Source organism: Streptomyces sp. AcH 505 (assembly GCF_000818175.1).
GTDB lineage: Bacteria > Actinomycetota > Actinomycetes > Streptomycetales > Streptomycetaceae > Streptomyces.
This window is the reverse complement of sequence record NZ_JTIY01000001.1, coordinates 6,176,793-6,188,169: the sequence shown is the minus strand read 5'-3', so window position 1 is coordinate 6,188,169 and position 11,377 is coordinate 6,176,793. Positions and strand designations below refer to the sequence as shown.

7 protein-coding genes are annotated in these 11,377 nt (G+C 68.5%); 5 read left to right on the top strand and 2 right to left on the bottom strand.

Annotation, left to right across the window (positions count from 1 at the left end):
- From HY68_RS41130 to HY68_RS27530, 4 genes are all read left to right on the top strand, one after another.
- Positions 1–2,425: discoidin domain-containing protein (locus tag HY68_RS41130; protein WP_078863816.1), on the top strand; the 2,425-nt coding region annotated here is incomplete at its 5' end.
- 28 nt (positions 2,426–2,453) lie between these two features.
- Entirely contained in the window at positions 2,454–5,792 is a 3,339-nt protein-coding gene (locus HY68_RS27540; RefSeq protein ID WP_241778698.1) for a discoidin domain-containing protein, read from the top strand.
- Positions 5,793–6,034: 242 nt separating this feature from the next.
- On the top strand, positions 6,035–6,868 hold the full coding sequence (locus HY68_RS27535) for a PIG-L family deacetylase (RefSeq protein ID WP_041993755.1): 834 nt from the start codon (positions 6,035–6,037) through the stop codon (positions 6,866–6,868).
- A 544-nt stretch (positions 6,869–7,412) separates the two neighbouring features.
- Entirely contained in the window at positions 7,413–7,979 is a 567-nt protein-coding gene (locus HY68_RS27530; protein WP_041993752.1) for a YcxB family protein, read from the top strand.
- 39 nt (positions 7,980–8,018) lie between these two features.
- Here the strand turns inward: HY68_RS27530 and HY68_RS27525 are convergent, their stop codons facing one another.
- Positions 8,019–9,449, bottom strand: coding sequence for an NAD(P)/FAD-dependent oxidoreductase (locus HY68_RS27525; protein WP_198533354.1), 1,431 nt, complete (start codon positions 9,447–9,449; stop codon positions 8,019–8,021).
- Between the two features lie 141 nt (positions 9,450–9,590).
- On the opposite strand from HY68_RS27525, the gene trxA reads away from it, so the two are divergent.
- Positions 9,591–9,986 carry a thioredoxin gene (trxA, locus tag HY68_RS27520; protein WP_041993750.1) on the top strand — a complete coding sequence of 132 codons (396 nt, stop codon included), beginning with the start codon at positions 9,591–9,593 and terminating at the stop codon, positions 9,984–9,986.
- Positions 9,987–10,054: 68 nt separating this feature from the next.
- Here trxA and HY68_RS27515 read toward each other — a convergent pair whose 3' ends face one another.
- Entirely contained in the window at positions 10,055–11,248 is a 1,194-nt protein-coding gene (locus HY68_RS27515) for a thiolase family protein (RefSeq protein ID WP_041997320.1), read from the bottom strand.
- Between the last annotated feature and the right edge of the window lie 129 nt (positions 11,249–11,377).

Here is an 11,377-nt window from a genome sequence, read left to right as displayed (position 1 = left end):
CCCGGCGCACGCCGCCGCCGCGGCGCGCGCCATCCATGTGGCCAAGAACGGCAACGACGGCAACGCGGGCACGCAGGCCTCCCCGTATCTGACGATCAACCACGCCGCGCAGGTCGCACAGCCCGGCGACACCGTGGTGGTGCACGCCGGGCTGTACCGCGAGACGGTCAAGCCCGCGCGCGGCGGCACGGACGAGCAGCACCGGATCACGTACACCAACGCCGGCGACGGTGAGGTCGCCGTCAAGGGCTCCGAGGAGATCAACTCCTGGACCCGCGGCAGCGGCGACGTCTGGAGCGTCACGCTGCCCAACAGCTACTTCGGCGACTGGAACCCGTATGCCCAGGGGCAGCCGAACGGCGGCGGCGGGGGCACCTTCGCCGGCTACACCGCAGGTGACGTCTATCTGGACGAGAGCGCGTACCGCGAGAAGCCGTCGCTCAGTACGGTGCAGGGCGCGGCCAACACCTGGTACTCCGAGGTCGGTTCGACCAGCACCACCGTCTGGGCCAACTTCAACGGCGCCGACCCCAACGCCCGGCTCGCCGAGCTCAACGTCCGCCGGCAGGTCTTCGCGCCCGACGTGTGGGGCCTCGGCTACATCACCCTCAACGGCTTCACGATCAAGCAGGCGGCCAACACCTACTCGGACTTCCCCGACAGCCCCGACCGCAGGCAGGCCGGCGCGATCAGCGTCTACGGCGGGCTGAAGTGGATCATCGAGAACAACATCGTCATCAACGCCAGGACGATCGGCATCGACATCGGTCTGAGCAACGACACCTGGGCGGGCAACCGCCCCGGCACAGCGCGCACGGACTTCCACAACACCGCCGCTTACGGCTCGCACATCGTGCGCAACAACTACATCGCGAAATGCGGCCAGTCGGGCATCGCGGGCGTCTTCTCCTGGCACTCCCAGATCCTCTACAACAGGATCGAGGACACCAACTACCGCGACGAGTTCAGCGGGGCGGAGACCGCCCCGATCAAGGTCCACTACATGAACGAGGGCCTGATCAAGGGCAATTACGTCAAGAACTCCAAGGGCGGCAACTCGGCCGGCATCTGGACCGACTGGGGCAGCCAGAACGTCCGTGTCACCGGCAACATCGTGATGAACAGCCCCTGGGGCTACTACGCCGAGGCCGTCTTCGGCCCCGTCCTGGTGGACAACAACGTCTTCATCGGCAACAGCGACATCCGCACCCTGGACGCGACCGGCATCGTCTTCGCCAACAACCTCTTCGTCGACAACGGCGCCATCCACCACGACGGCAGCGGCCGTGAGGCGTACTACTTCCAGCCGGGCACGATGAACGAGACCAGCGCGCTCACCTCGCCCGAGAAGTTCTTCTGGTACAACAACCTGGTCCAGGGCTCGACGCTGCCGGAGAACGCCACGGACAAGACCCAGGTGAAGGAGGGCAATTCCACCGGCACGGTCTCCAACGTCCGGTACGCGGCGACGAACACCCAGCTGTCGCTCACCTTCGACCTGGACGCGTCCGGCATCCACGGCAACACCCCGGTCACGCGGGCCAGGGTCGGCAACATCCCGCTGGCCAACCAGTCCATCCAGGCCGATGTGACCACGGACTTCTTCGGCCAACAGGTCAGCGCCACCGACACGATGGCCGGTCCTTTCGCCACCGCACACAACGGCGGCAACTCCCTCACCCTGTGGCCGCCGGCCGGCCAGACCGTACCCACCCCGCCGGCCCCACCGGCCGGCACTCCGGTGAACCTGTCGCTCGGCGCCGACGCCAAGGCCGTCGCCTCCTATCAGGACGGCAGCTACCTGGCGTCCAACGCCATCGACGGCAACGGCTCGTCGCGCTGGTCGAGTGACCACAACAACGACCCGAACGCCTGGATCTACGTCGACCTCGGCGCGCGGTACGCGCTGTCCACCGCCGTACTCAACTGGGAGGCCGCATACGGGAAGGCGTACAAGATCCAGGTCTCGGACAACGCGTCCGACTGGACCGACGCCTACTCGACGACCAACGGCCAGGGCGGCACCGAGACGGTCGGCGTGGGCAAGAGCGCCCGCTACGTACGGATGCAGGGCGTCACGCCCGCCACCGCATACGGCTACTCGCTCTACGAGTTCGAGATCTACGGGACACCCGTCGGCGGCACGGGCACCAGCAACGCCACCGTCTACGGCGACGCCAACTACACCGGTACCTCGGCCGCCTTCGGGCCCGGCGACTACGACCTGCCGGCGCTCCAGGCCAAGGGCATCGCCAACGACTCCATCTCGTCGCTCCGGGTCCCGGCCGGCTCCACCGTGACCGGCTACGCCGACGCCGGATTCTCCGGCGCCGCCTGGAAGTTCACCGGCGACACCCCGAACCTGACCGCCACCGGCAACAACGACGCCATCTCGTCCCTGCGCGTCACCGCCAACGGAAGCTGAGGGGCGAATCCCCATGACCGAATCCCCCATGACCCGATCACCCATGACCGAATCCCGCACGATCGTCGTCAAATCCCGCACACCGCACACGGGGAGAAAGCTGCTCGGCGTCGCCGTGACCTTCTTCCTCCTGCTCACCATGGCGTTGCAGGCGTCCCCGTCGAGCGCCGCCGACACCCCCGTCAACCTCGCCCGCAATCCCGGCGCCCACGCCGTCGCCTCGTTCCAGGACGGCGACCACGTGGCGTCCAGCGCCATCGACGGCAACACCGGCACCCGCTGGTCGAGCGACCACAGCAACGATCCCGGCGCCTGGATCTACGTCGACCTCGGCGGCGCGTACACGGTCTCGTCCGTCGCGCTGACCTGGGAGGCCGCGTACGCGAAGGCGTACAAGCTCCAGACGTCCGACGACTCGGTGCACTGGACCGACGCCTACTCCACGACGAGCGGCACCGGCGGCACCGAGACCGTCGCCGTCAACAAGTCGGCGCACTACGTGCGGATGCAGGGTGTCACGGCCGCCACCCAGTACGGCTACTCCCTGTGGGAGTTCGCGGTCTACGGCACCGGGAGCGGCGGCAGCGGCGGCGCGGCCGTCGGCTCGCCGACCGTGGCGCCGTCCACCACCTACCCGACGACGTACGGCGACTGGCAGAACGGGCTGCTGGCCGGCAACGGCAAGCAGGGTGTCATCGTCTTCGGCAACCCGCGCGACGACACGGTCGTCTTCGACGACAAGGACTTCTTCATGGCGCGGTCCGAGGCGCGCCCGCACCGCACCTTCAACACCGTCAGCCAGGACAACATCAACACGATCCGCGACGAGCTGATCTCCGGCCAGTACCAGCAGGCCAACCAGCTCGCCGCCGACGTGCAGGGCTACCAGGGCGGCGGCGAGGGCAGCAAGCACCCCGGCTACAAGATGACCGTCGCGATGCCGGACGCGGGACCGATCAGCGACTACGTCCGCTCCACCGACTACGCGAACGGCGTGGTGAAGGTCAACTGGGCCGACAACAAGGGTGCGTGGGAACGGGACTCGTTCGTGTCCCGCACCGACGGCGCCACCGTCCAGTACCAGGCGGCGCCCGCGGGCCAGAAGGAGACCCTGACCCTGGGCCTGTCCATCGACCCGGCGATGAACCTCCTCAACAAGGGCGTCACCTCCACCGACAACTCCACCACCGACTATCTGAACCTGCGGGTCAAGTACCCGAGCGGCAGCTACAACGCCGGCTACGAGGGCGTCACCCGTATCGTCACCGACGGCACCAAGACCATCAGCAACGGCAAGGTGACCGTCGCGAACGCCAGTTACGTACTCCTGCTGTCGCTGACCCAGCGCTACAACGGCACGTACAACGGTGGTGTCCCGGCCGAGCAGGAGTGGAGCAAGAACCTGCTCCGGCAGAAGCTCGCCGGGCTCAGCAGCGACTACTCCACCCTGCTCAACCGGCACACGAGCGCGCACAGTTCGATCTTCGGCCGGGTCTCGGTCGACTTCGGCGCCACTCCCGCCGACCGCGCGAAGTCCACCGAGCAGCTGCTCGCCGAGCAGAAGTCCTCGTCCACGCCGGTCCCGGCGCTGTACGAGCGGATGTTCTACGCCGGCCGCTACCATCTGCTCGGCTCCAGCGGGCCCACACAAGCCCCCGACCTGCTCGGCAACTGGACGGGTGACAGCAACGTCGGCTGGGACGGCTACTACCATCTGGACGCCAACCTCAACCTGCAGATCTCCGGCGGCAACATCGGCAACATGCCGGAGGCCATGGCGGGTTACTTCTGGCTCAACCAGCAATGGCAGAAGGACTTCGAGACCAACGCCAAAAAGCTCCTCGGCACCCGGGGCATGCTCACCGGCGGCAACACCCCGAACGGCGAGGGCCTGATCTCCAACATCAACTTCGACTACCCGTACCAGTACGTGACCGGCGGGGAGTCCTGGCTGCTCGAACCGTTCTGGGAGCACTACCAGGTCACCGGGGACACCACGTTCCTGGCCGACAAGTACTACCCGCTGATCCGCGACATGGGCGACTTCTACGAGGACTTCCTCACCAAGAAGGACGTCAACGGTAACTACATATTCGCCGGTTCCGTCTCGCCGGAGAACACCCCGCCGGGCGGGGTGCCGCTGGCCGTCAACTCCGTCTACGACATCTCCGGCGCCAAGTTCGCGCTGACGACGCTGATCCAGACCGCGAAGACCCTCGGCCGCGACGCCGACAAGATCCCGGTCTGGCAGGAGAAACTGGACCACCTGCCGCCGTACCTGATCAACAACGACGGTGCGCTGGCCGAGTGGGCGTGGCCCGACCTGGCGAACAAGAACAACTACCAGCACCGCCACTCCAGCGGCCTGCTGCCGGTGTGGCCGTATCGCGAGATCACTCCGGAGACCAACTCCGCCCAGTTCAAGGCCGCGCAGGTCTTCCTGCAGAAGAAGGACCAGGGCGCGTACGAGAACGCGGGACACGGGCTGCTGCACGGGGCCCTGATCGCGGCCGACCTCGACATGCCCGACTCGGTGGGCGCGAAGCTGCTGCGCTTCGCCAAGGACGACTACTACTACAGCAGCATGGCGACGTCCCACTACAACAACCACAACACCTTCGCCACGGACGTCGTCAACTCCGTGCCCACGGTGATGATGGAGATGCTGGCCGCCACCAAGCCCGGCACGCTGGAGCTGCTGCCGGGGCTGCCGAAGGGCCTGGACAAGGGGTCCGTCTCCGGGATGCTCGGCAAGAGCCAGTTCACCATCGACAACCTGGCCTGGGACACCAAGGCCCACACGGCGAAGGTGACGCTGACCTCGAAGATCAACCAGAACCTGACGCTGATCCAGCGCTCGGGCATTTCCTCGATCACCGCCGACGGCGTGACCGTGCAGAGTTCCCCGCTGGGCAACATCGCACGTGTGCTGCCGCTCCAGGCCGGCAAGACCGTGACCGTCAACCTCACCATGAGCGCCCCGAGGACCAACCTGGCCCAGGGCAAGCCGGCGACGGCCTCGTCCCAGTCCGGCGCCGACCAGTCGGCCGCCAAGGCCGTCGACGGGGACCTGAACACCCGGTGGAGCGCCAGCCAGGACCCGAACAGCTGGATCCAGGTGGACCTCGGTGCCACGTACAGCCTCTCCGAGGTGGACCTGCTGTGGGAAGCGTCGTACGCGAAGGCGTACGCGCTGCAGGGGTCGACGGACGGCACCACCTGGCACGACCTCGCCACCCGCACCAACGCCTCGGGAGGTACGGAGAAGATCCCGGTGAGCGGGCAGGCGAGATACGTCCGCATGAAGGGCAGCCAGCTGTCGGGACAGTGGGGCTACTCGCTCTACGAGATGCAGGTGTACGGCTGACGCGCGGCGGCTGACGGCGCGCGGCCGTAGGCGAACCGGGGTGCCGGGGCTACCGAGCGTGGTGGCCCCGGTACCGTCATGTCGGGCGTCGGCCCAGGCCACGACGCGCCTGGCGCTTCGACGTGCTGGTCGCGCCGGGAACAGGGGGTGCGGCCGGCACGGTTGTACCGGCCGAAGGACCAGCGCCGGTATGCCCGCCGCGCACTCGCATCACGACGCATTTTCCGCAGGAGGACTTTTTCATGACTGACCGGCCCTTGACGCTGATGGCGGTACACGCCCACCCCGACGACGAGGCCACCGGAACCGGAGGGGTCCTGGCACGCTATGCGGCGGAAGGCATCCGCACGGTCCTGGTGACCTGTACCGACGGCGGCTGCGGTGACGGACCAGGAGGTGTCAAGCCGGGCGATCCCGGCCACGATCCGGCGGCCGTCGTCGCGATGCGCCGTCGGGAACTCGAAGCGAGCTGTGAAGTCCTGAAGATCAGCGATCTTGAGACGCTCGACTACGCCGACTCCGGAATGATGGGCTGGCCGACCAACGACGCCCCCGGCTCCTTCTGGCAGACCCCCGTGGAGGAAGGCGCCGCCCGGCTCGCGGACCTCATGCGCCACTACCGGCCCGATGTGGTCGTCACCTATGACGAGAACGGCTTCTACGGCCACCCCGACCACATCCAGGCCCACCGCATCACGATGGCGGCGCTGGAGATGATCGAACAGACGCCCAAGGTGTACTGGACGACGATGCCCCGCTCGGCGATGCAGCGGTTCGGCGAGACCCTGCGCGAGTTCCAGGAGGACATGCCGGAGCCGGACCCCGCCGAGGCCGAGGCGATGGCCGAGATCGGCCTCCCGGACGACGAGATCACCACCTGGGTGGACACCACCGCGTTCAGCGGTCAGAAGTTCGACGCGCTGGCCGCGCATGCCAGCCAGGGCGACAACATCTTCTTCCTCAAGATGGGCAAGGAGAGGTTCGGCGAACTGATGGGCACGGAGACGTTCCTACGCGTCAAGGACGCCACCGACGCGCCCGTACCCGAGACGGACCTCTTCGCCGGCCTGCGCTGACCTGCCCGTATCGCCTGAGGAACGGCGGGTCCGGAGCAGCCGCAGCCCGCACGGCTGCTCCGAACCCCCGCTGATCAGTTGACGACCGGTCAGTTGCCGGTCAGGACCGCCGTGTTGTTCGTGAGGTCCGGGTCGACGTCCCGTCGGTGCCGAGCGGCAGCGTCTGCTCGTACGGCTCGTTTTCCGTCCCTGATGGGTCAACCGCTCACCATGAAAACGTCAGGCACCGGTTGAGCTTCAGCAAAATAGTCAAACTTCCTTCACGAATATTCACGAATGGTTCACCTGCCTTCGGATGCGCTTTGTCCCTAAAGGCCCTATCACGACGTGCGGTTGAGGTCGAGGGCGACCGGGGGAACAACTGCCCCTGCCTCAAGGGTTTTGGGGCCCTGAGCAGGGCCCGGGGCGGCCACGGGTCGGGGAGCGTCCGGCACGGGCCGGCACCCGCAGGTGCCTGGCTGGGGCAGGCGGGTGGTGAGCGTAATATCCGGCTGATCTTTCGCCCGGCGGCGCACACTGCCCGCCTTGAGCTCAAGGGGACAGCGTGACCGTCGAACAGCAACCGGACACCACGAACACCGAGGACACCGTGCGCCTTGTCTGCCGGCCGACCCGGGAGGACATAGCCGAAGTCATGCGCGTCAGACGGCGGGTGACTCCGAGTGGGCGACGGAGCCGGATCATAGGGGCTGTCGGCCTGGTCCTTTGGGCTGTCGCGCTCGTGCTGTTCGCGATGAACGGCCAGCTGCTCGACAGTGCGGTGCCCCTGTTGATCGTCGTGGTGGCGCTGTGCGCTCTGACGCTCGGCCTGAGGCGCCTCGCCGCGCGCCAGGTGCACAAGCTCAGGACGAGCCGCGGCGAGCACACGATCACGGTGGGTTCCGACGGTGTTCGCGTCGCAACCGACCTGAACACCATGCGAGTTCCGTGGTCGCAGCTCTCCGGATACGTGGAGACGGAGAACCTCTTCGCCCTTCTGCACACGGGAATGAACGACATCAACACCACGCCACTGCCGAAGGCGGCCCTCGCGCAGCCGGCCGATATCGACCGGCTGCGTGACGTGCTCGACCTCCATACGTCCCGCATCGGAAGCGCATCGCGAGCCTGAGAAGGAACCGCCAAGGCACGTCGCCGGGCTGACGAGACGTCAGCCCCGGTACGTCTCCAGAAGGCGGAGCCAGATCTCGCTGATGGTCGGGTAGGCCGGGACCGCGTGCCAGAGGCGGTTGACGGGGACCTCGCCGGCTACCGCGATCGTGGCCGAGTGGAGCATTTCGCCTACCGCAGGGCCGGCGAAGGTGACGCCCCGGAGGATTTCTTCGTCCAGGTCGACGATCATGCGGGCGTGGCCCGTGTAGCCGTCCGCGTAGAGGCCCGCGCCTGCTACGCCGCTCATGTCGTAGTCGACCGCGCGGACGCGGTGGCCCGCTGCTGCGGCTTCGGCGAGGGTGAGGCCCACCGAGGCGATCTCCGGGTCGGTGAAGACGACTTGGGTGACGGCCGCATGGTCGGCGGTGGCCGAGTGGGCACCCCAGCGGTCGGTTTCCAGGAGGGGGACGTGCTGGGCCCTGGCGGCGATGGCGGCGCCGGCGATACGGGCCTGGTACTTGCCCTGGTGGGTCAGCAGGGCGCGGTGGTTGACGTCGCCGACCGCGTAGAGCCAGTCGCTGCCCTTGGCGCGGCAGCTGTCGTCGACCTCGATCCAGTCGCCGGGCTTGCGGCCGACCGTCTCCATGCCGAGGTCGTCGGTGCGCGGGGCGCGGCCGGTGGCGAAGAGGATCTCGTCCGCCTCGATCCGTTCGCCGTTGTCCAGGACGGCGGTGACGGGTCCGGTGCCGCCGTCGCGTTCCACCTGGGTGACGGAGGTGTTCGTACGGACCGACACACCCGCCTCGGTCAGGGACTCGGCCAGCAGCTTGCCGGCGAAGGGTTCCATGTTCGGCAGCAGCCCGTCGCCGCGTACCAGGAGGGTGACCTCGGAGCCGAGCGCCCGCCATGCCGTGGTCATCTCCACGCCGACCACTCCCCCGCCCACGACCACGAGCCGGTCGGGTACGTGCTGGGAGCTGGTCGCCTCGCGGCTGGTCCAGGGCTTCGCGCCGGCCAGGCCCGGCAGGTCGGGCAGGACCGCGCGGCTGCCGACGCACACGGCGACGGCGTGCCGTGCGGTGAGCACCTGCTCCTCGCCCTCCGGGGTCGTCACCACGACCTTCTTGGTGCCGGCGAGCCGTCCGTGGCCCCGGTAGAGGTCGGTGCCGGTGCTCTCGACCCAGGCGACCTGGCCGTCGTCCTTCCAGTCGGACGTGTATTCGTTCCGGTGGGCGAGCACAGCGGCGGCGTCGAGCGGGCCCTGCACCGACTGCTTGAGGCCCGGCACCCTGCGCGCCTCCGCGCGCGCGATGGCCGGGCGGAGCAGTGCCTTGCTCGGCATGCAGGCCCAGTACGAGCATTCGCCGCCGACCAGCTCGCTCTCGACGATCGCGGCGCTCAGCCCGTTGGCCCTGGCGCGGTCGGCCACGTTCTCCCCGACCGGTCCCGCACCCAGCACCACAACGTCGTAATCCATGGCATCCGTCATGGGGTCAGTCTGGTCCGGGCGGGGCCGCATGGCCACACGATCTTCGGGAACGGTCCAGGAATACGGCTCAGGAATACGACGGTGGCGGCAGCCGTTGTGCGAGGCGGCTCCCACCGGTGAATCAGGAAGAGGTAGCAGGCAATGGCCACAGTGGAACTCACGAAGGAAAACTTCGACCAGACGGTGTCGGAGAACGACTTCATTCTGATCGACTTCTGGGCTTCCTGGTGCGGACCGTGCCGCCAGTTCGCCCCCGTCTACGAGTCGGCGTCGGAGCGCCACGGAGACCTCGTCTTCGCGAAGGTCGACACGGAGGCCCAGCAGGAGCTGGCCGCCGCGTTCGAGATCCGCTCCATCCCGACACTGATGATCGTCCGTGACAACGTCGCGGTGTTCGCCCAGCCGGGTGCGCTCCCCGAGACGGCCCTTGAGGACGTGATCGGTCAGGCCCGCGCGCTGGACATGGACGAGGTCCGTAAGTCCGTCGCGAAGGCCGAGGCCGAGGGCGACAACAAGCACGTGGAGAACCAGGGCTGAGACAAGCCCCGGTCCCGGCGTTCGGCGGTCCCGGTCAGTGGTCTCGCGCCGTCAGCGCTCTCGGGCCGTCAGCGCTCCAGCACCAGCGCCAGGCCCTGGCCCACGCCGATACAGAGCGCGGCGAGGCCGGTGCCTGAACCGGCTGCCGCCAGCTGATGCGCCACCGATCCCGCCAGCCGGGCGCCTGACGCGCCGAGCGGGTGGCCGATGGCAATCGCACCGCCGCGCGGGTTGACCAGTCGCGGGTCGAGTTCGGGCCATTCGGCGAGGCAGCCGAGCGACTGCGCGGCGAACGCCTCGTTGAGCTCGAAGGTGGTCAGGTCGGCGAACGACCGGCCGGCCTTCGTGAGCGCCCGCCGGACGGCCTCGACCGGCCCGAGGCCGAACAGCTGCGGCTCGATGCCGGTGACGGCGGACGTGCGGATCCGGGCCAGTGGTTCACGGCCCGTCTCGCGCAGCCCGTCCTCGTCCACGATGAGCAGGGCCGCCGCGCCGTCGTTGAGCGGCGACGCGTTGCCGGCCGTCACCGTACCGCCGCCTTCCGTGCGGAAGGCGGGCTTGAGCTTGGCCAGGGCCTCCATCGACGTGCTGTCGCGGATGCACTCGTCGCGGGCGAGTTCCACGCCCGGGTACGGGACGACCTCACCCTCGTAGAGTCCCGCCGCCCACGCGTCGGCGGCCTTGCGGTGGCTGGCGAGCGCGAAGGCGTCCTGCTCCTCGCGGGTGATGCCGTGCTTGTCCGCGATCTGCTCGGCGCCCTCGCCGAGCGGTACGGTCCACTCGGCCGGCATGGCCGGGTTGGTCATCCGCCAGCCGAGCGTCGTGGAGTGCAGCTGCTGGTGCCCGGCGGGGAACGCGCGCTCCGGTTTCTGCAGCACCCACGGCGCGCGGGACATCGACTCGACGCCGCCCGCCAGTACGACGGAGGCGTCGCCGAGCGCGACGGCGCGGGCCGCCTGGATGACCGCTTCGAGCCCGGACCCGCAGAGCCGGTTGACCGTCACGCCCGGCACGGAGACCGGCAGGCCGGCCAGCAGGACGGCCATTCGCGCGACGTCCCTGTTGTCCTCGCCCGCGCCGTTCGCGTCCCCGAAGACGACGTCGTCGATCCTGGCCGGATCCAGCCGCGGGGTGCGCTCGACCAGTGACCGCACCACATGCGCGGCGAGATCGTCGGGGCGTACGGAGGCGAGCGCCCCGCCGAACCTGCCGATCGGGGTGCGGACGGCGTCGACGACGTAGACATCCCGGATGGTGGTCATCGGATCTGCGGATCCCTTCGACACGGCGGCTCTGCCGGACAACTCGGCTGTGTTGCCGTGCGAACGGTCGTTCACATCGGCCAGCGCGAGTCTCCGCCCGCCGACGGGCCACTGTCAACGCGCCTCAAG

Bases quoted from the DNA above. Each gene is read 5' to 3' on its own strand.
- HY68_RS27540 (WP_241778698.1), top strand. From the start codon at position 2,454: ATGACCCGATCACCCATGACCGAATCCCGCACGATCGTCGTCAAATCC.
- HY68_RS27535 (WP_041993755.1), top strand. From the start codon at position 6,035: ATGACTGACCGGCCCTTGACGCTGATGGCGGTACACGCCCACCCCGAC.
- HY68_RS27525 (WP_198533354.1), bottom strand. From the start codon at position 9,449: ATGACGGATGCCATGGATTACGACGTTGTGGTGCTGGGTGCGGGACCG.
- trxA (WP_041993750.1), top strand. From the start codon at position 9,591: ATGGCCACAGTGGAACTCACGAAGGAAAACTTCGACCAGACGGTGTCG.
- HY68_RS27515 (WP_041997320.1), bottom strand. From the start codon at position 11,248: ATGACCACCATCCGGGATGTCTACGTCGTCGACGCCGTCCGCACCCCG.